The sequence below is a fragment of the Tranquillimonas rosea genome (assembly GCF_900111315.1).
GTDB classification, from domain to species: Bacteria; Pseudomonadota; Alphaproteobacteria; order Rhodobacterales; family Rhodobacteraceae; genus Tranquillimonas; species Tranquillimonas rosea.
The window spans coordinates 141,363-164,111 of record NZ_FOGU01000001.1 but is presented as its reverse complement, the minus strand read 5'-3'; the positions used below and the strand labels follow the sequence as shown (position 1 = coordinate 164,111).

The following is a 22,749-nucleotide window of genomic DNA, read 5'->3' as shown; positions in this document are numbered from 1 at the left end:
GCGCGGGGCCGCCCCGCCGATGGCGTCAGGACCAGTCGCGGCAGACGTACTTGATGTCCATGAAGTCCTCCATGCCATAGCGGCCGCCCTCGCGCCCGATGCCGGATTGCTTCATGCCGCCGAACGGGATCGGCGCGCCGGTGATCTTGGTGCGGTTGATCGCGACCATGCCGAACTGCAGCGACCGGCTGAGCCGGTAGATGCGGCTGGGGTTCAGTGTGTGCAGATAGGCGACCAGCCCGTATTCGGTGGAATTGGCGACCTCCTCGACCTCGGTCTCGGTGTCGAAGGGCATGACCGGCGCGACGGGGCCGAAGGTCTCTTCCTGCATGATGACGGCGTCGCGCGGCACGTCCGTCAGCACGGTGGGCAGGTAGTAGAGGCTGCCCTCTTCGCGCAGCTTGCCGCCGGTGCGAAGGGTGGCGCCCTTGGCCAGCGCGTCCTTGACGTGCTCGTCCTGCTTGGCGACGGCGCGGTCGTGGATCAGCGGCCCGAGATCGGGGTCGTCCATCCCGTACCCCAGGCTCATGCCCTCGACCTTGCGCACGAACTTGTCGCAGAACGCCTCGTAGACCGAGCGTTCGACGAAGATGCGGTTCGCGCCCAAGCAGTCCTGCCCGGTAGTGGCGAACTTGGCCTTCACCGCCTCGTCGACGGCGCGGTCGAGATCGGCGTCGGCAAAGACGATCAGCGGGGCGTGGCCGCCAAGCTCCATGATCAGGCGCTTGATCGTGTCGCTGGACTGGCGATAGAGCAGCCGCCCCACCTCGGTCGAGCCAGTGAAGGACAGCGCGCGGACGCGGGAATCGTCGGTCCATTGCTTGACGATCGCCGACGCCTCGCCGGGGACGACGTTGAACAGCCCCTCGGGAAAGCCCGCCCGGTGGGCCAGCTCGGCCAGGGCGAGGGCGGAATACGGCGTCTCGCGCGAGGGATGGACGACGGTGGTGCAGCCGGCGGCGATGGCGGCGGCGGCCTTGCGCGTCAGCATCGCGGCGGGGAAGTTCCACGGCGTCACCAGCGCGGCCACGCCCACGGGCTCGCGCCACAGCTCCATCTCGGCGTCGGGCAGGTGCGAGGTGACGCTTTCGATGTTCATCCGCTTCGTCTCTTCCGAGTAGAAGTCGGCGAAGCTGGCGGCATAGTCGATCTCGCCGCGAGCCTCGGACAGCGGCTTGCCCTGTTCGAGCACCATGATCTTGGCCAGGTCCTCGCGGTGCTCCATCATCAGGTCGTACCAGCGGCTCAAGAGCGCGCTGCGTTCGGCCGGAAGCGTGCGCGACCAGGTGGCGAAGGTGCCGTGCGCCGCGCCCACCGCGTCGGTCGCGTCGTCGACCGTCGCGCTGCACACCTCGCCGATGACATTGCCGGTGCCGGGATCGCGCACCTCGAAGGTGTCGGTGCCGCGGCCGTCGGTCCACTGGCCGTTGATATAGGCTTTCGACCGGACGAGGTCCGTGTCGGCGACGAGATCTTCGAACGCCATTGCGCCCTCCACGTTGCTTTCGGGATCGTTGGGCTGAGTGTGGTGGCGAATGGTGCCGGGTTTCAAGGGCCCGCGCGCGCGGCCGGGGGTGACAGCTTGGCCTCGATCAGCCCCAGGAATGTCTGCGCCGCGGGCGACGGCGCGCGGTCTGCGGGCTGAACCAGGGCATACGGCACCACGGCCATGTCGGTGGCAATGGGCAATTGCACGATGCGCCCGTCCATCCCGTCGCGGCCGCCGTGAAAGCGCGCGACGGAGCGGGCCACCGGCGCCACGGCGTTCGAGCCGCCGATCATCGCCAGCGTCAGCAGCAGCGACGAGGTCGAAACGATGCGGTCGGGCACCGGCAGGCCGCGTTCGAGCAGGTAGGCCTCGGCGGTGCGGCGCAACAGGCCGCCGGGCGGCTGCATCACCCAGTCATAGCGCAGGCAGTCCGACAGGTCCGCGCCGGGTCGGCGGGTCAGCGGATGGCCGGTGCGCACGATCAGGCTGATCGGTTCGGGCCCGATGGGGCGCAGGGTGACGGCGCGGGCATCCATCGAATCGTGCAGCCGGCCGATGTAGAAATCCAGCTCGCCCGACAGCAGCCGTTCGCCCAGCTCGTCGCTGGTGCCGACCTGAACCGCGATCTCGATCTCGGGCAGGGTGACGCGGGCCTCGCGGATCGCCGGCAGAACCAGCTCCAGCGCGGGGCCGGTGACCGACCCGACATGGACCCGACCGCGCGTGCCCGCGGTGAGGCGGGCGATCTCGCGGCCCGTCTCGTCCAGCTCGGACAGCAGCCGCCGGCCCCGCGCGGCCAAGAGCCGCCCCGTCGGCGTCAGGGTGATGCCGCGCGGGTGGCGATCGTGGAGCGAGGCGCCCAGCAGACGCTCGAGATCGGCCAGCAGCCGCGAGGCCACGGGCTGCGTCATGTTCAGGAACGCGGCCGCGGCGCTGATCTGCCCGGTTTCCTCCAGCGCGGCCATCAGCCGAAGGTGCCGCAGCTTGAGCCCCTGGCGGATCAGGAAGTCACGGTCGTCGCCCGGCATGTCCGATATATTCTTTTTGATATATCCATCCTCTGTAAAGGTATTTGTACTGCATGGCTACCGGTCGCTAACGTCCTGCGCAGACACTTCGGTGTCGGTGGCAGCCGGGGCTTCGCCCGTGCTGTCCGGGAGGAAACGAAAAACCATGAGCCGCACCCACCCCGCCAAAGGGGACGAGGGCGGCCGGGAGGACATTTCAATGAAGACACTCGTTCGCTGCCTCGCGACGACGGCGCTTGTCGCCGGGACGTTCGCCGCGCCCGCCGTGGCGCAGGATGAGGGCTATGTCGGCATCGCCATGCCCACCAAGTCGTCGGCCCGCTGGATCTCGGACGGCGAGAGCATGGTGCGTCAGTTCGAGGAGGCCGGTTACGAGACCGACCTGCAATACGCCGAGGACGACATTCCCAACCAGCTGGCCCAGATCGAGAACATGATCACCAAGGGCGTCGACGTGCTTGTGATCGCGGCGATTGACGGCACCACACTGTCGAACGCGCTGGCCAACGCCGACGCGATGGGGATCGATGTCGTGGCCTATGACCGGCTCATCCGCGACAGCGAGCATGTCGACTATTACGCCACCTTCGACAACTTCCAGGTGGGCGTGCAGCAGGCGACGAACCTGGTCGACGGGCTCAAGCAGCGCTTCCCCGACGCCGAGACCTGGAATGTCGAACTGTTCGGCGGCAGCCCCGACGACAACAACGCCTACTTCTTCTACGATGGCGCCATGAGCGTGCTCGATCCGCTGATCGAGGAGGGCAAGATCAACGTCGTCTCGGGCCAGCGCGGCATGGACACCGTGGGTACCCTGCGCTGGGACGGCTCGGTCGCGCAGTCGCGGATGGATAACCTGCTGTCGGCCAATTACACCGGCGACATGCGGGTGCACGGCGTGCTGTCGCCCTATGACGGCCTGTCGATCGGCATCATCTCGTCGCTCAAGGGCGTCGGCTATGGCTCGGGCGACATGGAGATGCCCATCGTCACCGGCCAGGACGCCGAGATCCCGTCGATCAAGGCGATCCTGCGCGGCGACCAGTACTCGACGATCTTCAAGGACACCCGCGAACTGGCCGGCGTCACGGTCCAGATGGTCGACGCGGTCCTCGGCGGGGACGAGCCGCCGATCAACGACACCGAGACCTACGACAACGGCGTCAAGGTCGTGCCGTCCTACCTGCTCGAACCGGTGCCGGTGACCTCCGAGAACTGGGAGGATGTCCTGCTGGAGAGCGGCTACTACGAGCGCAGCGAGATCGAGTGATCTTGGAGGGTTGGGGCCGGCATGGCGGCCCCGACCGAGCCGTCCCCTGGCCGCGCCGTATCGCGGGCGGGCAGGGGGCCTTTTTCCCTGAGGAATGTGGGAGCGTGCGATGGGCACCATCCTAGAGATGCGCGGCATCACCAAGGAATTCCCCGGTGTGAAGGCGCTTGACGACGTCAATCTCGCCGTCGAGGAGGGCGAGATCCACGCGCTCGTCGGCGAGAACGGCGCGGGCAAGTCGACCCTGATGAAGGTGCTGAGCGGGGTCTATCCCCATGGCAGCTACGAAGGCGACATCGTCTATGACGGCCAGGTCAAGACGTTGCGCGGCATCAACGACAGCGAGCGCGAGGGGATCATCATCATCCACCAGGAGCTGGCGCTGGTCCCGCTGCTGTCGATCGCCGAGAACATCTTCCTGGGCAACGAGCGCGCCCGGAACGGCATCATCGACTGGCAAGAGACGAACCGCCGGACCGCCGAGCTGCTGGCACGCGTGGGCCTGAAGGAGAACCCCGAGACGCTGGTCGACGATCTGGGCCTCGGCAAGCAGCAGCTGGTCGAGATCGCCAAGGCGCTGTCGAAGGACGTGCGTCTGCTGATCCTGGACGAGCCGACCTCGTCGCTGAACGAGACCGACAGCGGCAAGCTTCTGGATCTGCTGATCGAGTTCCGGGCGCGGGGGCTGACCTCGATCCTGATCTCGCACAAGCTCAACGAGGTCGAGAAGGTCGCCGACACGATCACCGTCCTGCGCGACGGGGCCACCGTGGCGCGGCTGGACTGCCGCCAGGGCGTCAGCGAGAACGACATCATCCGCGACATGGTCGGCCGGTCGCTGGACGACCGATATCCCGCCCGCGATCCGCGCATCGGCGAGACGGTGATGGAGGTCCGCAACTGGACCGTGCACCATCCGCTCCACACCGAGCGCAAGGTCGTGGACGACGTCAGCTTCCACGTGAAGCGGGGTGAGGTGCTGGGCATCGCCGGGCTGATGGGCGCGGGCCGGACCGAACTGGCGATGAGCCTGTTCGGCCGGTCCTACGGGCGCGACATCTCGGGCGAAGCGACGATCGACGGCAAGCCCGCGGACCTGTCGAGCGTGCGCCGCGCGGTCAATGCCGGGCTGGCCTACGCCACCGAGGACCGCAAGACCTACGGCCTGGTGATGGACCAGTCGATCCGCCGCAACGTGCCGCTGGCCAAGCTGGACGCGGTGGCGCGCAACATGGTCGTCGACCACGACCGCGAGGCGGAGGTCGCCGAGGAGTACCGGCGCAAGCTGAACGTCAAGAGTTCGTCCATCGAGCAGGAGACGGTGAACCTCTCGGGCGGCAACCAGCAGAAGGTCGTCCTGTCGAAGTGGCTGTTCGCCGATCCGGACATCCTGATCCTGGACGAGCCGACGCGCGGCATCGACGTCGGCGCTAAATTCGAAATCTACACCGTGATCCGCGACCTCGCGGAGGCCGGCAAGTCGATCATCGTGATCTCGTCGGAGATGCCTGAACTGCTGGGCATCACCGACCGTCTGTACGTGATGAACGAAGGCCGCTTCGTGGGCGAGATGCCCACTGCCGAGGCGTCGCAAGAAAAGATCATGTCGCTGATCATCAAGTCGGGGGCGAGGACATGAGCCAGACGACCACCAATTCGTCGAACGACAGCGTGCCGGCCGGCCAGGCCAAGGCAAGCTGGAACTTCCTGCGCGGGCACCTGCGCGAATACGGGATCCTGTTCGCGCTGATCGCCATCATGGCGTTCTTCCAGATCGCCACGGGCGGCATCCTGCTGCGCCCGGTGAACCTGACCAACCTGCTGCTGCAGAACAGCTACATCGTCATCATGGCCATCGGCATGCTGCTGGTGATCGTGTGCGGTCATATCGACCTGTCCGTGGGCTCGGTCCTGGGGTTCATCGGCGCTCTGGCGGCGGTGATGATCGTGAACTGGAACGTGCATTATCTCGTCGCCGGCATCCTGTGCCTCGGTGTGGGCGCGATCATCGGCATGGCGCAGGGATTCTGGGTCGCCTATTTCAAGATCCCGTCCTTCATCGTGACGCTGGCGGGTATGCTGGTCTTCAAGGGGCTGACGCTGTGGCTGCTGGCCGGGCAGTCGGTCGGACCGTTCCCTCCGCAGTTCCAGCTGATCGCCGCCGGCTTCGTGCCCGACCTCCTGGGCGGGGAAGAGATCAACCTGTTCTCCCTGGCCGCGGGCGTGGTCGTAGCCGTGGCGCTTCTGGGGCTGGCGGTGCGTACCCGTGCCCGGCAGATCAGGAACGGCACCGCGGATGAGCCCTTTGCCTTCTTCGCCGCGAAGAACGCGCTGATCTTCATCGCGCTGATCTACATGAGCTGGCTGATGGCGACGTTCCGGGGCCTGCCGAACGTGTTCATCGTGATGGCGCTGCTGATCGCGATCTACTCCTTCGTCACGGCGCGCACCACGATCGGCCGGCGCATCTATGCCATCGGCGGCAACGAGAAGGCGGCGAAGCTGTCGGGCATCAACTCCGAGCGGCTGACCTTCCTGACCTTCGCCAACATGGGCATGCTGGCGGCGCTGGCGGGGCTGGTCTTTGCGGCGCGGCTGAACACCGCGACGCCTAAGGCGGGTGCGACGTTCGAGCTCGACGTGATCGCGGCAGTCTTCATCGGCGGCGCGTCGATGTCGGGCGGTGTCGGAACTGTCGTCGGCGCGGTGGTCGGCGCCTTCATCATGGGCGTCATGAACAACGGCATGTCGATCCTCGGCATCGGCATCGACTGGCAGCAGGTCATCAAGGGCCTCGTCCTGCTGGCGGCCGTGATCTTCGACGTCCTGAACAAGAAGAAAGGGTGAAACGATGCTCCTGTCCCAAATCCGCACGGCGCAGGGCGGCCTGGCCGTCGTCGCCCGCGAGGGCACCGAGGCCTACGAGGTGCGCGGCGCGAGCAGCGTCTATGACCTGGCCATGCACTGCGCCACTACCGGGGAGCGGCTGGTCGACCGGATCGCCGCGCTCGGCCTCGACGCCGCCGTAGACCTCGAGAAGCTCTATGCCGAGGGGCGGATGCTGCCGCCGCTGACCCATCCCGATCCGGCGCACCTGCACTTGACCGGGACCGGGCTGACGCATCTGGGCTCGGCATCGGCGCGCAACGCGATGCACGCCAAGAGCGAGGACGAGAGCGACTCGATGAAGATGTTCCGGCTCGGCGTCGAGGGCGGCAAGCCCGCGAACGGTGGCGCCGGGGTGCAGCCCGAGTGGTTCTACAAGGGCACCGGCGCGGCGCTGGTCGCGCCTGGCGGTCCGCTGGTGTCGCCCGGTTTCGCCGAGGACGGCAGCGAAGAACCCGAGATCGCCGGTCTCTACGTGATCGGGCCGGACGGCACGCCGTTCCGTCTGGGCTTCGCGCTGGCCAACGAGTTCTCGGATCACGTGATGGAGAAGCAGAACTACCTTTATCTCGCCCATTCCAAGCTGCGGCCGGCATCGGTGGGGCCGGAGCTGCTGATCGGGGAGCTGCCCGAGCATGTCGAGGGCACCTCGCGCATCCTGCGCGACGGCGGGACGGTGTTCGAAAAGCCGTTCCTGTCGGGCGAAGCGAACATGTCGCACTCGATCGCCAATCTCGAGCATCACCATTTCAAGTACGAGATCTTCCGGCAGCCGGGGGACGTGCACCTGCACATGTTCGGCACAGCGACGCTGTCCTTCGCCGAAGGGATCGAGACGCGGCCGGGCGACATGTTCGAGATCGTCGCGCCGCAGTTCGGCCTGCCGCTGCGCAACACGCTGACGGGCGGCCCCGAGACGCGGCCCGAGCCGCGCACCACCGTGCGCGCATTGTGACGAGGGGAACAAAATGACTTTCCGGAAGGCAGACTGGCCGCGCCGCCTTCGCAGCCAGGAATGGTACGGCGGCACGTCGCGCGACAGCATCTATCACCGGGGCTGGCTCAAGAACCAGGGCTACCCGCACGACCTGTTCGACGGCCGCCCGGTGATCGGCATCCTGAACACCTGGTCCGAGCTGACGCCCTGCAACGGCCACCTGCGCGAGCTTGCCGAGAAGGTGAAGGCCGGCGTGTGGGAGGCCGGGGGCTTCCCGCTGGAGGTGCCGGTGTTCTCGGCGTCCGAGAACACGTACCGCCCCACGGCGATGATGTACCGCAACCTCGCCGCGATGGCGGTCGAGGAGACGATGCGCGCCCAGCCGATCGACGGCGCGGTCCTGATGGTGGGCTGCGACAAGACCACGCCGAGCCTGATGATGGGCGCGGCCTCGACCGACATCCCGTCGATCGTGGTGACAGGCGGGCCGATGCTGAACGGCTGGTTCCGGGGCGAGCGCGTGGGCTCGGGCACGGCGCTGTGGCAGATGTCCGAGGACATCAAGGCCGGGCGCATGTCGCAGGACGATTTCCTCGAGGCCGAGCAGGCGATGAGCCGCTCGTCGGGGACCTGCAACACGATGGGCACGGCCAGCACGATGGCCAGCATGGCCGAGGCCCTGGGCATGGCGCTGTCGGGCAACGCGGCGATCCCTGCGGTGGACGCGCGGCGCCGGGTGATGGCGCAGCTCACCGGCCGGCGGATCGTCGACATGGTCAAGGACGACCTCAAGCCGTCGGACGTGCTGACCCGCGAGGCGTTCGAGAACGCGATCCGCGTCAACGGCGCGATCGGCGGCTCGACGAACGCGGTGATCCACATGCTCGCGCTCGCCGGGCGCGTGGGCGTCGACCTGACGCTCGACGACTGGGACCGGCTGGGCCGCGATATTCCCACGATCGTCAACCTTATGCCGTCGGGCAAATATCTGATGGAGGAGTTCTTCTATGCCGGCGGCCTGCCGGTCGTCCTGAAACGGCTGGGCGAGGCGGGGCTTTTGCACAACGACGCGCTGACCGTCTCGGGCGAGACCGCGTGGGACCAGGTGAAGGACGCGGTCAACTGGAACGAGGACGTCATCCTGCCCGTTGACCGGGCACTGACCGCGTCGGGCGGGATCGCCGTTCTCAGGGGCAATCTCGCACCGGACGGCGCGGTGCTGAAACCGTCGGCGGCCTCTCCCGACCTGATGCAACACCGCGGTCGGGCGGTCGTCTTCGAGGACATCGACGACTACAAGGCGCGCATCGCGGACGATGCGCTGGAGATCGACGAGACCTGCATCATGGTGCTCAAGAACTGCGGACCGAAGGGCTATCCCGGCATGTCGGAGGTGGGCAACATGGGCCTTCCGCCTAAGGTGCTGCGCAAGGGGATCACGGACATGATCCGCATCTCGGACGCGCGCATGTCGGGCACCGCCTATGGCACGGTCGTCCTGCATACCGCCCCCGAGGCGGCCGTCGGCGGACCGCTGGCCATCGTCCGGACCGGTGACATGATCGAGCTCGACGTGCCAGGACGCCGACTGCATCTCGATGTCTCCGACGACGAGATCTCGCGCCGCCTCGAGGCGTGGACACCGCGGGTCGAGCAGCCCGAGGGCGGCTATGACCGGCTGTTCCACGACCATGTGCGCGGCGCGGATACCGGCGCAGACTTCGACTTTCTCATTGGACAACGCGGAAGGGCAGTCCCCCGTGACAGTCACTGACATCGCCATCATGGGCGTCGGCAAGATCGCCAGAGACGCCCACATCCCCTCGATCGAAAAGCACCCCGGCTTCCGGCTGGCCGCCACGGTCAGCAGCTCGGGCGGGGTCGAGGGGGTCGAGAACCACGCCACGCTCGACGACCTGCTGGCGGCGCGCGAGGACATCCCCGCTATCGCGCTCTGCATGCCGCCGCAGTCGCGGTACGAGGCGGCGCGAACGGCTCTGGCCGCCGGGCGGCACGTGATGCTGGAAAAGCCTCCGGGCGCGACCGTTGCCGAGGTGCAGGCACTCGACCGGCTGGCGACCGAGAGGAACCTCACGCTCTTCGCCACCTGGCACTCGCGCTATGCCCAGGCGGTCGAACCGGCGCGCGCCTGGCTCGCCCGGCGCACCGCGCGTCGTGCGCGGATCACGTGGCAGGAGGACGTGCGCAACTGGCATCCCGGACAGGCCTGGATCTGGAAGGCCGGAGGCGTCGGCGTATTCGATCCCGGCATCAACGCGCTGTCGATCCTGACCGAGATCCTGCCGGTGCCCGTCCGCGTCGGCGCCGCCGAGTTGGAGTTTCCCGAGAATTGCGAGACGCCGATCACCGCGCGTCTCGAATTGAAGGGCGACGGCGGCCTGTCGGTGCTGGCCAACTTCGACTGGAACCACGAGGATCCGCCGACCTGGGACATCGAGGTCGAGACGGACGACGGCACGCTGCGCCTGTCGAAGGGCGGCAGTGAGATGTACGTCGACGGCGCGCCGCAGGATGTGGGTGACACCGGCGAATACGACGCGCTCTACGCCCGTTTCTCCAGCCTGCTCGACACCGGCGCACGGGACGTCGATCTGTCGCCGCTCGTCCATGTCGCGGATGCCTTCATGCTGGGCCGTCGCAAGATCGTCGCGCCGTTCCACGACTAGGCGCCGCATCCTGGCGGCGGCGAGTCCCCGGCGGATATCGCGGCGTCATCCCGCCGCGACAACTTCGACCGGGAACTCTGCCGCCGCCACGCGCCTTCTGTCACGACAGGAGGCGACCGAATGAACATCTCTCTCTCAATCAACGGAACGACGCACGATCTCGACGTCGATCCCCGCACCACGCTTCTCGACGCCCTGCGCCATCATCTCGACCTGACCGGCAGCAAGAAGGGCTGCGATCACGGTCAGTGCGGCGCCTGCACCGTGATGGTGAACGGCCGGCGCATCAATTCGTGCCTGGCGCTCGCCGTCATGCACGAGGGCGACGATATCACGACCATCGAAGGCCTCGGCAGCCCCGAGGCGATGTCGCCGATGCAGGAAGCCTTCGTCGGCCATGACGGCTTTCAATGCGGCTATTGCACGCCGGGGCAGATCGTCTCGGCCACCGCGATGCTATCCGAGCTGAAGGAAGGCTGGCCCAGCCACGTCTCGGACGACCTCGTCTCGGCCCCGAAGATGAGCCGCGACGAAATCGCCGAGCGCATGAGCGGCAACCTGTGCCGCTGCTCGGCCTATCCCGGCATCGTGGCCGCGATCCAGGACACGGCGGACAAGGAGACCACATGAAGCCCTTCGATTATCTGCGAGCCTCCGCGCCGGACGACGCAACGCGGGCCGACGCGACGATCATCGCGGGCGGCACGAACCTTCTGGACCTGATGAAGCTGCAGGTGATGTCGCCCGATCGGCTGGTGGACATAACGCGACTGGACCTCGACCACATCGAGGACCACGAGGGCGGCCTGCGGATCGGCGCTCTGGTGACCAACAGCGACCTGGCCGCCGACGACCGCATCCGCCGCGATTATCCAGTCCTGTCCCGCGCCCTGCTGGCCGGGGCCTCGGGCCAGTTACGCAACAAGGCCACCACCGGCGGCAACCTGTTGCAACGGACGCGGTGCCCGTATTTCACCGACACCGCGCAGCCTTGCAACAAGCGCGAGCCGGGCTCGGGCTGCGCCGCCATCGGCGGGCAGACGCGGCTTCACGCCATCCTCGGCGCGTCCGAGCATTGCATCGCCACCCATCCCAGCGACATGGCCGTCGCGATGCAGGCGCTCGGCGCCGAGATCGAGATCCAGGAGACGACGGGCGCGACCCGGCGGGTCAGCATCCGCGAGTTCTACCGCCTGCCGGGCGACACGCCGCACATCGAGACCGTCCTCGCGCCCGGAGAGCTGATCACCGCCGTCATCCTGCCTGCGCCGCCGAAGGGCCGGCAGGTCTACCGCAAGGTGCGCGACCGCGCCTCCTATGCCTTCGCGCTCGTCTCGGTCGCCGCGATCGTCGACGTGCAGGATGGCCGCATCGCAGCGGCGACGCTGGCCTTCGGCGGTCTGGCGCACAAGCCTTGGCACGACCCGGCGGTCGACCGGGCGCTCGAAGGCGCCGAACCGACGCCCGAGCTGTTCGATGCCGCTGCCGACGTTCTTCTGGCCGACGCGGTCGGGCAGGGCAGCAACGATTTCAAGATCGTCCTGGCGCGCCGCACGATGAAGGCGGTGCTGGCCGAGGCGACGGGTCTGAAGGAGGCCGCATGACACGCCATCTCAGAATGGACGAGCCGCAGGCGCGGCTTCTGGACGAGACCGGGCAGGGCGTCCTGTCGACCCCGCTGCCGCGGCCCGAGGGGCCGCTGAAGGTCACGGGCCGCGCGCGCTATGCGGCCGAGGTCACGATGCCCGACATGGCCGTCGGCGTGCTGGTGCGCGCGACGATCCCGGCGGGACGCGTGACCGGGATGAACACCTCCGAGGTCATGGCGATGCCAGGCGTTCTGGGGGTCTGGCACGGCGGCAAGATGCTGCGGAACCCCGCGCAGGGCACCGCCAACGCGGCACCGGTGCAGCCGGGGGACAAGGTCGCCTATTACGGCCAGCCCATCGCGGTCGTCGTGGCGGAAACTTTTGAGGACGCCCGCGCGGCGGGGCAGGCGCTCAAGATCGCCTATGCGCCCTCCAACGCCGAACCCGACCCCGACACCGCGGCCACCGTCGAGACGGCCGAGGGGCTGGATCAGGGCGACCTCGAGGCGGCGATGGACAGCGCCGCCTACAGCATCGACGCGGCCTACACCACGCCGGGTCACTCCAGCGCTCCGATGGAGCCCCACGCCGCTCTGGCCGCCTGGGAGGGCGACAACCTGGTCGTGCACGGCAGCTACCAGATGCTGAAGTACAACGTGAACGAGCTGGCCGACAGCCTGGGCATCCCGCCCGAGAACGTGCGCATCCACGCGCCCTATGTGGGCGGCGGCTTCGGCTCGAAGCTGGGCATCGCGCCCGAGGCGGTGGCGGCCTCGATCGCGTCGAAGGAACTGGGCCGCCCCGTCCGCGTGGCCATGGCGCGGCAGGACGTGTTCGAGATGACGATGCGGCGCAGTGAGACGCGGCAGCGCGTCCGGCTGGCCGCCGGCGTCGATGGCGTGCTGACGGGGCTGGGGCACGAGGACCGCGTCTCGAACCTGCCCGGCGAAAGCTTCGCCGAGCCGACGGTGCAGGCGACGCATTTCCTCTACGGCGGCGAGAACCGCCGCTACGTGCAAGAGATCGCGCGCGTGAACAGGACGTGCGCGGGCTCGGTCCGCGCTCCGGGCGAGGCCGTGGGCATGCTGGCCCTGGAAAACGCGATGGACGAACTGGCCGAGGCGATGCACGTCGATCCCGTGGACCTGCGGCTTCGCAATATTCCCGACACTCATCCTGAGAGCGGCGTACCCTATTCGGCGCGGTCGCTAGCAGAGTGCCTGCGCGACGGCGCCGAGCGCTTCGGCTGGTCCGAGCGTGGCCTGCCGGGCGAACGGCGCGAGGGCGAGTGGCTGATCGGCATGGGCGTCGCCTCGGCGGCGCGGGCGAACTTCATCATGGAGTCCGAGGCGCGGGTGACGCTCAATCCCGACGGCACCGCCCTGGTCGAGACGGACATGACGGATATCGGCACAGGGTCCTATGCCATCCTCGGGCAGATCGCGGCCGAGATGTTGGGCCTGCCGATGGACAAGGTGAAGGTCGATCTGGGCGACAGCGCGATGCCGCCGGCCTCGGGGTCCGGCGGGTCGTTCGGCGCCGCCTCGGCGGGGTCGTCGGTGTACCTCGCCGCGCAGGAAATCCGGGCCGAGATCGCCCGCAAGCTGGACTGCGCGGACGACGACCTGACCCTTCGCGACGGCAACGCCGTGGCCGACAACCGCAAGACCGCGCTGACCGAGTTGATCGACGCCCCGATGGTCGGGCACGGTCATCTCGAGCCGGGCAAGACCGCGGAGAGCCATTCGCAGGCCGGCTACGGCGCGCACTTCTCCGAAGTCGCGGTGAACGAGGTCACCGGCGAGGTCCGTGTTCGGCGCATGCTGTCGGCCTTTGCGGTGGGGCGTGTCCTGAACCAGCGGACCGCCACCTCGCAGGGGCACGGCGGCATGATCTGGGGCATCGGCACGGCCCTGACGGAAGAGTTGCAGCACGACCCGCGCGATGGCCGCATCGTGAACCGCGACCTTGCAGAGTACCATGTGCCGGTGAACCTCGACGTGCCGGACCTGGACGTGATGCTGATCGAGGAACGGGACGACGAATCCAGCCCGATCCAGGCGAAGGGCATCGGTGAGCTGGGCCTCTCCGGCGTCGGCGCGGCGATCACCAACGCGATCTACAACGCCTGCGGCGTGCGGGTGCGCGACTACCCGGCGACGCCCGACAAGATCCTCGCCGCGCTCTGAGCGCAGGTTCTATCGAACAAAATTCACCGCGGGGCGGCATCCGGCACGACACCGGGTGCCGCCCTTTTTCTTGTCAATACGACATGTTGTGTCCGGGGCGGGGGTGCAACGGCCCAGGACGCGGTCCGACCGGCACCGCTGACAGCTGTTGCCATTTGTCGCACGGCCTCTAGTTTACGCTCAACTTCGCCGACCGGGCAGATGTTCGGCCGGCGGGCGGTTGCTCGTTGTGTCCGGTAGGCCGGTGATCGTCCAAGCATACCACTGCCGGACGCTCCGACAGGGAGACACAACATGCATGACAAGATCCCGCAGCAGCCGCTGTGGATCTTCCCCAAGGTCAACCGACCCGTCTTTGCCGCCTCGGCGGTACTGATCGTCGGGTTCATCATCTTCGGTGGCCTTTTCAGCGAACTCGCGGGGACGATCTTCAGCGGCATGCAGAGCTGGCTTGCCGGGTATCTCGGCTGGGCGCTGATCATCGAGGTCAATGTCCTTCTCGTCTTCGTCCTGTTCCTCGCACTCGGGCCGTTCGGAGACATCCGGCTGGGCCGCATGGACGAGGATCCGGAATACGGCCTGTTCAGCTGGACCGCGATGCTGTTCTCGGCGGGGATCGGCATCGGGCTGATCTACTGGGGCGTCGCGGAGCCGATGTACCATTACTTCTCGCCGCCGCTGGCCGAGCCCGAGACGCAGGAAGCCGCGACGCAGGCGATGGCGATCAGCTTCATGCACTGGGGCTTCCACGCCTGGGCGGTCTACGCGGTGGTGGCGCTGGCGCTGGCCTATTACCACTTCCGCAAGGGCCTGCCGCTGACGATCCGCTCGGCTTTGTATCCGTTGATCGGTGAGAAGATCTGGGGCTTCTGGGGCGACCTGGTGGACGTGCTGGCAGTGTTCGGCACGATGTTCGGCATCGTCACCTCGCTCGGGCTTGGCGCGATGCAGATCAACTCGGGCCTCGGCACGGTGTTCGGAATCCCGCAATCCCCGTTCGTGCAGATCCTCATCATCGCCGGGATCACGGCGATGGCAACGATGTCTGTGGTCGCGGGCCTGGACGGTGGCATCAAACGGTTGTCCAACCTCAACGTGAACCTCAGCATGGTGATGCTGGCGTTCATGGTGATCGTCGGCCCGACGATGTTCATCATCGACAGTTACGTCGACAACTACGGCAATTACCTCAACCAGTTCGTCTCGCTCGGGACCTGGAACGAGGGGTGGACCGGGGGCAGCTGGCAGAACAGCTGGACCATCTTCTACTGGGCATGGTGGATCAGCTGGGCGCCGTTCGTCGGCGTCTTCATCGCCCGCATCAGCCGCGGCCGTACGGTGCGCGAGTTCATGCTGGGCGTGATGCTGCTGCCGTGCTCGATCATGTTCTTCTGGTTCACCGCCTTCGGCGGCACCGCCATCGACATCTCGATGGGCGGGGACCCGACGCTGGTGGAGGCGACGAAGGAAAGCTACGGCGACACGATGTTCGCCCTTCTGGACTACTTCCCGCTGTCCAGTCTGACCTCGGTCTTCGCGATCGTGCTGATCGTGATGTGGTTCGTGACATCTTCCGACTCGGGCAGCTTCGTGATCGACATGCTCACGTCGGGCGGGGACCCAGATCCGCCGAAGATCCAGCGCATCTTCTGGGCCGTGACCGAAGGCGCGGTCGCGTCGGTCTTGCTGCTGGCGGGGGGCCTCAACGCGCTCCAGGCGGCGGCGGTGGTCGCGGGGTTCCCGTTCGCCATCGTGCTGGCGCTGATCGCGATCGGGCTCTACCGCGCGCTGCGGTGGGACGGGCTGATGGTGCACCGTCACCGCCAACGGTTCCGCGACGACAACGAGGCCGAGCACAACCTGCCCACGGATCCGCCGGGCGATGTCATCGGGCGATCGGATTCGCCGCGCTCGCCGTCGCGCGCGGGAGAGCGGGCGCCGGCCGAATAGAACGACCGCCACCGGCGCGATTGGCGCCGGTGGTCCCTTCACTCACGGCAAAAAAGAAAACGCCCAGATTTCTCCGGGCGTTTTCGTGTCTGGGCATCATGTGTCCGACGCGGTGATCAGAACGGGATCTCGTCGTCCATGTCCGACGGGGCACCGCCGCCGCCGCCATAGCCGCCACCGTAGCCGCCGCCCTGCTGGCCGCCGCCACCGCCATAGCCGCCGCGGTCCTCGGGCATGCCGCCACCACCGCCGCCGCCTTCACGGCCGTCGAGCATGGTGAGCTCGGACTTGTAGGGGCGCAGCACGACCTCGGTGGAATACCGGTCCTGGCCGTTCTGGTCCTGCCACTTGCGCGTCTCGAGCTGACCCTCGATGTAGACCTTCGAGCCCTTGCGCAGGTACTGCTCGGCCACGCGCGCCAGCGGCTCCGAGAAGATGGCCACGGAATGCCACTCGGTCTTCTCGCGGCGCTCGCCGGTGTTCCGGTCCTTCCAGTTCTCGGACGTGGCGATGCGCAGGTTGCAGACCTTGCCGCCATTCTGGAAGGTTCTCGTTTCGGGGTCGCGCCCCAGATTGCCGATCAGGATCACCTTGTTGACCGAGCCTGCCATGTGTCGCCTCCGATTCTTGATTTTCGGACCCTATACGCGGCGGACACTCTGTTAAACACGGTTAACAGAAGCCAAACGCGGAAAGATTGATCGTGGCGACAACCGCGGCTAGGGTGCGCTCAGTTGGGACAGTGCAGGTCTGATCGATGCGTCACGCAATCGCGCTGAGCGCCGCCTTGGGGCTCGTTGCCTCCGGGGCCATGGCAGATGCGCTCTCTGTATCTTCGAAGAACCGCCGGCAGCTCTTCGCCACGCAGACGAAGCTTCTGGATGGCCGGGCCGCCTCGCAATATTCCGGGTCGGAGCGGCTGAGACCGGACAAGGTGAAGGTGCCCCAGCACCTGTCGACGCCGCGCTACAACGGCGGCTATGCGGGGCCCTACATCGAGGTCGCGCGAAGCGCCGCCCGCCGGCACGGCGTGCCAGAGGACCTGTTCCTGCGGCTGGTGCAGCGCGAGAGCGCTTGGAACGTCACGGCGGTGTCGCACAAGGGTGCCATCGGCCTGGCGCAGTTGATGCCGGGCACCGCGCGGCGCCTTGCCGTCGATCCCCACGATCCGTCGGCGAATCTCGAGGGCGGGGCGCGCTACCTGCGCCGCCAGTACGACACGTTCGGGTCCTGGCGGCTGGCGCTGGCGGCCTACAACGCGGGTCCGGGCGCGGTGCAGAAGCACGGCGGCGTACCGCCGTACCAGGAGACGCAGAACTACGTCCTCGCGATCTGGGGGCAGTAGGCGGTCAGCCGGCCGCCTTCTGCTTGGCCTTTTCCTTCATTTTGACGGCGAGGGTCTCGACATCCTCGTCGGCCACCTTCGGCACGATGCGGTAGGCGGCGTTGACGAAGCAGAAGAACGCGAATGCCGCGAGGCCCAGGCACAGCGCGCTGACCAGGAGCCGTCCATGGGTCTGGCCGGAGATCCATTCGAACGCCTGTCCGACGCCGCCGGCCTTGCTGGGATCCGCCTGCAGCGCGGCGGCCATGAAGAGCCCGCCGATCACCGTTACCGCGACGCCCTGAGCGGCGACGCCGGCCTTGAGCGCCCAGTTCCAGTTCATCGTGAAATGGTTGGCGCGCAGGAACTTGCGGTAATCCTCGGCGAACGCCTTCTTGAGATAGTATAGACCGGCGCCGATCGTCACCAGCGCGATCGCGCCCACCAGGTAGGGGCCGAAGGGCTGCGACAGAAGCCAGCCGGTCGTGCGCCCGATGGTCGAGCCGCCGCCGCCACCACTCTGTCCGCCGCTGCCGAGGAGGACGGTCAGGGCCAGCACGCCGAGGGCGCCGTGGATCAGGCCGGTCACGATCATCCCGATGCGGGCGATCGTTCCCTCGCCGTCACTGCCGTAATTCTCGAGGTCGAAGGCCGAATCCAGCAGCCGCCAGACCATGTAGCACAGCATCCCCAGGAAGATCAGGATCAGCAGGATGCCACCGCCCGTCGAGGTCTCGAGCTGGCTCAGCGCCTCGGAGGTTCCTTGCGCATCGCCGCCTTGCCAGATGGCGTAGAGCGAGAAGCCGGCGACAACCACGTAGACGAGCCCGCGCCCCGCGTATCCGGTCCGCATGACGGGCATCGCCCAGGATAGTGAATTCGACGACATCGTGCTCTCCCAATGGCTCGGTGTTGCAAGGCCAATGGTGCACGGCGCCGTGAGGTTCCGTGACAATCCCGATCAGGAGCGCAGCGCGTAGCGGTAGAGGTGCATCTCGTGGGTCGGGTGCATCTCGGCCCCGACCACGCGATCGGTGTAATGCCGGTAGAGCGCGCGCCAGTAGGGCTGGATCACGACCCCCTCGTCGCGCAGCAGCGTTTCCATCCGCTCCATCAGCGCGCGCCGCTCGTCGGCCTCCGCGATGGCGAGGCTGTCGGCGAGCAGCCGGTCGAACTCGTCATTGGCAAATCCGGTCTCGTTCCAGGCCTCGCCCGAGCGGTAGGCCAGCGAATAGACCTGCACGCCCAGCGGGCGCTGGTTCCAGTTGGTCGTGCTGAACGGAAAATCGGTCCAGCCGCTCCAGTAGGTCGAGCCGGGCAGGAGGCGGCGGCGCACCTGCAGGCCGGCATCGCGAAGCTGCGCGGCGACGGCGTCGGCCGTGTTGCGCCGCCAGTCGTCGTCGATCGAGATCAGCTCATGCTCGAAATCGGCGAGCCCGGCCTCGTCCATCAGCCGGAACGCCTCGTCGGTGTTCACCTCGGACGGTCCGATATCGGCGTATTCGGGGTGGATCGGGCTGACATGGTGGTTGGCCGCGACCTCGCCCCGGTCGGAATATCCCAGCTCCAGCAGGATGGCGTTGTCGCAAGCCAGCTGCAGCGCCCGCCGGACATTGCGGTCGGCGTAGATGCGCTGTCCCTCGACCTCGGCGTTCTGGTTGCCGCGGATGGTGATGGTGGCGGCGGTCAGCGTCTCGGACTTCACCAAGCCGAGATCGTCGAAGACCTCGATGAAGGTGCCGACGCTCTCGTAGAGCATGTCGATTTCGTCGTTGCGGAACGCGTCGAGCCATGTCGCGGGGTCGGTGCCGAAATCGAGGAACTCGATCCGGTCCAGCTGCACCGGCCCGAACACATCCTCGCCCCACCAGGTGTGGTCGGTCGTCCGTTCCAGCACGGCCCGGTCGCCGACGACGTATTCGGTGATCCTGAAGGGTCCCGTGCCGACGGCTTCGGTCGGATCGCCCCCGTCGTACGAGCCGTGCATGACCGCGGCGGGATAGTCCGACACGCCGGCGATGAGCGAGATGTCGGGCGTGGCGAGCGACAGGCGCACGGTCATGTCATCGACCACGGTGATCGCGTCCGGCCGCGCCTTGCGGGTCGCGGGATCGACGAGCGAGCCCATGCGCGTCGCCATCGAGTTGCCGGTCACCGTGCCGTCGCACCAGCGGCGGAAATTGCGCGCGACGTCTTCGGCGGTGAAGGCATCGCCGTTCGTCCAGGTGACGCCCCCGCGGATGCGCAGAAGGTACTCGGTCGCGTCCTCGCTGACCTCCCAACTGTCCAGCAGCATCGGGGCGATCGAGCCGTCGGTGTTGTACTGCACCAGGTATTCCAGGTGCCCGCGGCAGACATTGGCGAGCTGGCTGAAATCCCAGACCCGCGGATCCTTCTGTTCCAGCACATCCATCTGGATTCGCAGGGTGCCGCCGGGGGCCGCCTCGGACTGGGCCACTGCAGGCTGGGTGAGGCCGGCCATCGCGCAGGCGGCACCGACGCTCAGCCCGAGCGATGTGGCGCGGGTGAGGAATTCGCGCCGGTCCATCTGTCCCGCGCGATACTCCGCCGCGTACATCCGCGCGGCGGGGTGGGTGTCGGCGGGTCCGGGTCTGTTCATGCGTGCCTCCGTCGATGCCCGCGTATTGCGCATGTTCCCGACAAGATCGTCAACGTTCGAGCCGGTCTGTCGCGTGCGTCCCGCCGACACGGTTCCGTGTGACATGGCGTGTCAGCCGTGCTTGCGGAACTCCGACGGGGTCTGTCCGGTATGGGCGTGGAAGGCGCGGGTGAAATAGGCCGCCGAGCGAAAGCCGAGCTGTTCGGCCACCTTCTTGACCGGAGAGCGTGTCTCGGCCAGCAGCCAGCGCGCCTCGTAATGCACGCGGTCCTGCAACAGGGCCGAGGCCGGCCGTCCCGAGGCGGCCCGGCAGGCGCGGCTGAGATGGGTGGGCGTCACGCCGAGCCGCGCGGCATAGTGGGCCACACCCGCCCCGTTGCGGAAGTCGCGCTCGACCAGTGCGGTGAACGCCGCGGCCAGTCGGTCGGCGGCGCGCCTGGGCTCGACCTCTTCCTGCCCCGAGGTCGCCGCCTGTCGTTCCAGCCACACCGACAAGAGCCCTGCGTGATACCTGAGCGCCCGCGCCCGCGCCGGGTCGTCGCGGGAGATCTCGCGCCGAAGGTTGTCGACCATCGCCGTCAGTTCCGCCTGATGCTGCACGTCCCGGACGCGCAGGTGCAGGATCGTCTCGGGCCAGAGAAGGTCGGGCTCGTCGGGCAGGAACACGGCCGTGCCGTTGACCTGTCCCATCATCTCGAACCCGTGCATCGTCCGCGGGGGCAGGAAGATGGCGTTGTTGGCGCCATAGCCGCGCGTCACCCCCTGCATCGTGATCCGCCCCTGTCCGCGGTTGAACCAGTAGAGCACGCCGCGACCATAGCTGCGCATGGCCGCAGTGCGCCACTGCGCGGCCGTCGGCGCACGCTGGATCGGCGCGACCTGGTAGCCTGCTGTCGAATCCGGGGCTGTCGTGGGCTGTGTCACGGGCGGCCTCCCGATGGTGACCTTGGGTAATCGTGATCGGGACGCCCCGCGCGGGCAAGGAGAATCGCTCAGGTTGTTGGCAGCTCGACGGGATGCCAGTCCCGCATGCGGGCGCGGAACCACGTCCGTTGCCGCTTGGCGTATTGCCGCGTCGCGGTCACCGCGCGGTCGCGCGCCGCGCCCAGCGTCATTTCGCCCCTGAGGTGAGCGATCAGCTCGGCCGCGCCGATGGTCTTGGCCGAGGGGCGGTCGGACGACCAGCCCGGCAGGTTCCCGCGCGCCTCGTCCAGCGCCCCGGTTTCGAGCATCTGGTCGAAACGCAGGCCGATCCGGTCGTTCAGCCAGTCCCGGTCGGCATCGAGGACAAGCGGCAGGGTCCGCGAGAGGGGCAGGGCCGGGGGCCCGGTGTCGTCCTGCCAAGCGGCCAGCCCGCGCCCGGTGGTCGCCAGAACCTCCCAGGCGCGCTGCACGCGGACGGGATTCGCGCAGTCGATACGGCCGGCCGTCTCGGCGTCGAGTTCGGCCAGCAGCCCCGCGTGACCTTCGGTCTCAAGCCTCTCCCGCGCCTGCTGCTTTACCTCGTGTGGAACCTGAGGGATGTCGGCCAACCCTTCTGTCAATGCACGAAAATTCAGGCCCGTACCGCCGACGATGATTGGGCGGCACCCCTCCAGCAGCGGCACCACGTCACGCAACCAGTCGCCGGTGGAATAGGGCGTGTCGCCGGGGACGTGACCGTACAGCCGATGCGGCAGCGCACGCTCGTCCTCGACCGTCGGGCGCGAGGTCAGAACGCGCCAGTCCGAAAACACCTGCAGCGCGTCGGCGTTGACGATGAGTCCACCGTGTTGCGCGGCGATCCGGGCGGCGAGAGAGGACTTGCCGCTGGCCGTCGGTCCCGCGATCAGGACGGGCCTGTCGGCCCCTGCGGCGGCGATCGCCTGCTCGGGAGTCATTTGCGCCTCTTGCCGGATTGAACCTTTCCGGCTTTTGCGACATTTTCCGCCGCGACGCAAAATCGGCGGCAGGCAGCGGAGATTCAGGCGATGGACGACAGTTCGGCACCGGGCCGGTCGCGCACCTACGACAGGGTGCTTCTCAAGATTTCCGGCGAGGCGCTGATGGGCGACCAGAGCTACGGGCTCAATCCGCCGACGGTGGCGCGGATCGCCCGAGAGGTGCAGTCTGTGCACGAGCTCGGCGTCGAGATCTGCATGGTGATCGGTGGCGGCAACATCTTCCGCGGCCTGCAGGGCAGCGCACAGGGGATGGAGCGGACCACGGCCGACTACATGGGGATGCTCGCCACCGTGATGAACGCGCTGGCGATGCAATCCGCGCTCGAGGCGCTGGACATCTACACCCGTGTCATCAGCGCGATCCCGATGGATCAGATTTGCGAACCCTACATCCGGCGCCGCGCGGTGAGGCACCTTGAGAAGAAGCGGGTCTGCATCTTTGCCGCCGGCACGGGCAACCCGTATTTCACCACCGACACGGCGGCAACGCTGCGGGCGAACGAGATGCGCTGCCAGGCGATCTTCAAGGGCACCAAGGTCGACGGCGTCTACGACAAGGACCCGACCAAGTTCGAGGACGCCAAGCGCTATGATCGCGTGACCTACGACGAGGTGCTGCAGAAGAACCTCGGCGTGATGGACGCCAGCGCCATCGCCCTGGCGCGCGACAACCGGCTGCCGATCGTCGTCTTTTCGCTCGACGAGCCCGGCGGATTCCGCGGAATTCTTGCCGGACAAGGAACCTACACCACCGTTCATGCGTGACCCCGGCGGAACGCGCGGGCTGGCACGCGTTGCCGTAAGCGTGTAGAACGCGATGAAAACAATAGCAGAGCT

The 22,749-nt window shown here is 67.5% G+C and carries 19 protein-coding genes; 12 read left to right on the top strand and 7 right to left on the bottom strand.

Annotated features, from left to right (window positions below; all coding sequences use genetic code 11):
• Positions 1-25: 25 nt before the first annotated feature.
• Positions 26-1,486 (bottom strand): NAD-dependent succinate-semialdehyde dehydrogenase, encoded by a 1,461-nt coding sequence (locus tag BMZ25_RS00760; protein WP_092686951.1) that lies wholly within the window; start codon positions 1,484-1,486, stop codon positions 26-28.
• 62 nt (positions 1,487-1,548) lie between these two features.
• Positions 1,549-2,517, bottom strand: a complete 969-nt coding sequence (locus BMZ25_RS00755) for a LysR family transcriptional regulator (protein ID WP_092686948.1) — start codon at positions 2,515-2,517, stop codon at positions 1,549-1,551.
• Between the two features lie 199 nt (positions 2,518-2,716).
• Between BMZ25_RS00755 and chvE the strand changes: the two genes are divergently transcribed.
• From chvE to BMZ25_RS00705, 10 genes are all read left to right on the top strand, one after another.
• Positions 2,717-3,787 (top strand): multiple monosaccharide ABC transporter substrate-binding protein, encoded by a 1,071-nt coding sequence (gene chvE, locus BMZ25_RS00750; protein ID WP_092686945.1) that lies wholly within the window; start codon positions 2,717-2,719, stop codon positions 3,785-3,787.
• Positions 3,788-3,896: 109 nt separating this feature from the next.
• The gene (mmsA, locus tag BMZ25_RS00745; protein ID WP_092686942.1) at positions 3,897-5,426 is read left to right on the top strand and encodes a multiple monosaccharide ABC transporter ATP-binding protein; all 1,530 of its coding nucleotides are present in this window, start codon (positions 3,897-3,899) and stop codon (positions 5,424-5,426) included.
• The gene (gene mmsB, locus BMZ25_RS00740; protein ID WP_092686939.1) at positions 5,423-6,634 is read left to right on the top strand and encodes a multiple monosaccharide ABC transporter permease; all 1,212 of its coding nucleotides are present in this window, start codon (positions 5,423-5,425) and stop codon (positions 6,632-6,634) included. Before mmsA ends, mmsB begins: the two co-directional genes overlap by 4 nt.
• Positions 6,635-6,638: 4 nt before the next feature.
• On the top strand, positions 6,639-7,628 hold the full coding sequence (gene araD1, locus BMZ25_RS00735; RefSeq protein WP_092686936.1) for an AraD1 family protein: 990 nt from the start codon (positions 6,639-6,641) through the stop codon (positions 7,626-7,628).
• Positions 7,629-7,641: 13 nt separating this feature from the next.
• A complete protein-coding gene (gene araD, locus BMZ25_RS00730; RefSeq protein WP_092686933.1) occupies positions 7,642-9,384 on the top strand; it encodes an L-arabinonate dehydratase in 1,743 nt (580 codons plus the stop codon).
• On the top strand, positions 9,371-10,297 hold the full coding sequence (locus BMZ25_RS00725; RefSeq protein ID WP_328586825.1) for a Gfo/Idh/MocA family protein: 927 nt from the start codon (positions 9,371-9,373) through the stop codon (positions 10,295-10,297). Before araD ends, BMZ25_RS00725 begins: the two co-directional genes overlap by 14 nt.
• A 120-nt stretch (positions 10,298-10,417) precedes the next feature.
• Positions 10,418-10,927, top strand: a complete 510-nt coding sequence (locus tag BMZ25_RS00720) for a 2Fe-2S iron-sulfur cluster-binding protein (protein WP_092686927.1) — start codon at positions 10,418-10,420, stop codon at positions 10,925-10,927.
• The gene (locus tag BMZ25_RS00715; protein WP_092686924.1) at positions 10,924-11,901 is read left to right on the top strand and encodes an FAD binding domain-containing protein; all 978 of its coding nucleotides are present in this window, start codon (positions 10,924-10,926) and stop codon (positions 11,899-11,901) included. The genes BMZ25_RS00720 and BMZ25_RS00715 overlap by 4 nt, the downstream gene beginning before the upstream one ends.
• Positions 11,898-14,075 carry a xanthine dehydrogenase family protein molybdopterin-binding subunit gene (locus tag BMZ25_RS00710; RefSeq protein ID WP_092686921.1) on the top strand — a complete coding sequence of 726 codons (2,178 nt, stop codon included), beginning with the start codon at positions 11,898-11,900 and terminating at the stop codon, positions 14,073-14,075. Before BMZ25_RS00715 ends, BMZ25_RS00710 begins: the two co-directional genes overlap by 4 nt.
• A 294-nt stretch (positions 14,076-14,369) precedes the next feature.
• Positions 14,370-16,025 carry a BCCT family transporter gene (locus tag BMZ25_RS00705; RefSeq protein ID WP_092686918.1) on the top strand — a complete coding sequence of 552 codons (1,656 nt, stop codon included), beginning with the start codon at positions 14,370-14,372 and terminating at the stop codon, positions 16,023-16,025.
• A 116-nt stretch (positions 16,026-16,141) separates the two neighbouring features.
• Here BMZ25_RS00705 and ssb read toward each other — a convergent pair whose 3' ends face one another.
• Positions 16,142-16,636, bottom strand: a complete 495-nt coding sequence (gene ssb, locus BMZ25_RS00700) for a single-stranded DNA-binding protein (protein WP_092686915.1) — start codon at positions 16,634-16,636, stop codon at positions 16,142-16,144.
• Between the two features lie 146 nt (positions 16,637-16,782).
• Between ssb and BMZ25_RS00695 the strand changes: the two genes are divergently transcribed.
• Positions 16,783-17,370: a lytic transglycosylase domain-containing protein gene (locus BMZ25_RS00695; RefSeq protein WP_092686912.1), complete on the top strand. Its 588-nt coding sequence runs from the start codon at positions 16,783-16,785 to the stop codon at positions 17,368-17,370.
• 4 nt (positions 17,371-17,374) lie between these two features.
• Here BMZ25_RS00695 and BMZ25_RS00690 read toward each other — a convergent pair whose 3' ends face one another.
• From BMZ25_RS00690 to miaA, 4 genes are all read right to left on the bottom strand, one after another.
• Entirely contained in the window at positions 17,375-18,238 is an 864-nt protein-coding gene (locus tag BMZ25_RS00690) for a DUF1206 domain-containing protein (RefSeq protein ID WP_092686909.1), read from the bottom strand.
• A 72-nt stretch (positions 18,239-18,310) separates the two neighbouring features.
• On the bottom strand, positions 18,311-19,969 hold the full coding sequence (locus tag BMZ25_RS00685) for an ABC transporter substrate-binding protein (protein ID WP_092686906.1): 1,659 nt from the start codon (positions 19,967-19,969) through the stop codon (positions 18,311-18,313).
• 111 nt (positions 19,970-20,080) lie between these two features.
• Positions 20,081-20,893, bottom strand: coding sequence for a helix-turn-helix transcriptional regulator (locus BMZ25_RS00680; RefSeq protein ID WP_235859743.1), 813 nt, complete (start codon positions 20,891-20,893; stop codon positions 20,081-20,083).
• Positions 20,894-20,961: 68 nt separating this feature from the next.
• The gene (miaA, locus tag BMZ25_RS00675) at positions 20,962-21,849 is read right to left on the bottom strand and encodes a tRNA (adenosine(37)-N6)-dimethylallyltransferase MiaA (RefSeq protein WP_092686900.1); all 888 of its coding nucleotides are present in this window, start codon (positions 21,847-21,849) and stop codon (positions 20,962-20,964) included.
• A 90-nt stretch (positions 21,850-21,939) separates the two neighbouring features.
• Here miaA and pyrH point away from each other — a divergent pair, with 90 nt between their 5' ends.
• Positions 21,940-22,677 carry a UMP kinase gene (pyrH, locus tag BMZ25_RS00670; RefSeq protein WP_092686897.1) on the top strand — a complete coding sequence of 246 codons (738 nt, stop codon included), beginning with the start codon at positions 21,940-21,942 and terminating at the stop codon, positions 22,675-22,677.
• Positions 22,678-22,749: the final 72 nt, after the last annotated feature.

Bases quoted from the DNA above. Each gene is read 5' to 3' on its own strand.
- ssb (WP_092686915.1), bottom strand. From the start codon at position 16,636: ATGGCAGGCTCGGTCAACAAGGTGATCCTGATCGGCAATCTGGGGCGC.
- miaA (WP_092686900.1), bottom strand. From the start codon at position 21,849: ATGACTCCCGAGCAGGCGATCGCCGCCGCAGGGGCCGACAGGCCCGTC.
- BMZ25_RS00695 (WP_092686912.1), top strand. From the start codon at position 16,783: ATGCGTCACGCAATCGCGCTGAGCGCCGCCTTGGGGCTCGTTGCCTCC.
- araD (WP_092686933.1), top strand. From the start codon at position 7,642: ATGACTTTCCGGAAGGCAGACTGGCCGCGCCGCCTTCGCAGCCAGGAA.
- BMZ25_RS00705 (WP_092686918.1), top strand. From the start codon at position 14,370: ATGCATGACAAGATCCCGCAGCAGCCGCTGTGGATCTTCCCCAAGGTC.
- BMZ25_RS00720 (WP_092686927.1), top strand. From the start codon at position 10,418: ATGAACATCTCTCTCTCAATCAACGGAACGACGCACGATCTCGACGTC.
- chvE (WP_092686945.1), top strand. From the start codon at position 2,717: ATGAAGACACTCGTTCGCTGCCTCGCGACGACGGCGCTTGTCGCCGGG.
- BMZ25_RS00710 (WP_092686921.1), top strand. From the start codon at position 11,898: ATGACACGCCATCTCAGAATGGACGAGCCGCAGGCGCGGCTTCTGGAC.
- pyrH (WP_092686897.1), top strand. From the start codon at position 21,940: ATGGACGACAGTTCGGCACCGGGCCGGTCGCGCACCTACGACAGGGTG.
- mmsB (WP_092686939.1), top strand. From the start codon at position 5,423: ATGAGCCAGACGACCACCAATTCGTCGAACGACAGCGTGCCGGCCGGC.
- BMZ25_RS00685 (WP_092686906.1), bottom strand. From the start codon at position 19,969: ATGAACAGACCCGGACCCGCCGACACCCACCCCGCCGCGCGGATGTAC.
- BMZ25_RS00715 (WP_092686924.1), top strand. From the start codon at position 10,924: ATGAAGCCCTTCGATTATCTGCGAGCCTCCGCGCCGGACGACGCAACG.
- BMZ25_RS00690 (WP_092686909.1), bottom strand. From the start codon at position 18,238: ATGTCGTCGAATTCACTATCCTGGGCGATGCCCGTCATGCGGACCGGA.
- araD1 (WP_092686936.1), top strand. From the start codon at position 6,639: ATGCTCCTGTCCCAAATCCGCACGGCGCAGGGCGGCCTGGCCGTCGTC.
- BMZ25_RS00760 (WP_092686951.1), bottom strand. From the start codon at position 1,486: ATGGCGTTCGAAGATCTCGTCGCCGACACGGACCTCGTCCGGTCGAAA.
- BMZ25_RS00755 (WP_092686948.1), bottom strand. From the start codon at position 2,517: ATGCCGGGCGACGACCGTGACTTCCTGATCCGCCAGGGGCTCAAGCTG.
- mmsA (WP_092686942.1), top strand. From the start codon at position 3,897: ATGGGCACCATCCTAGAGATGCGCGGCATCACCAAGGAATTCCCCGGT.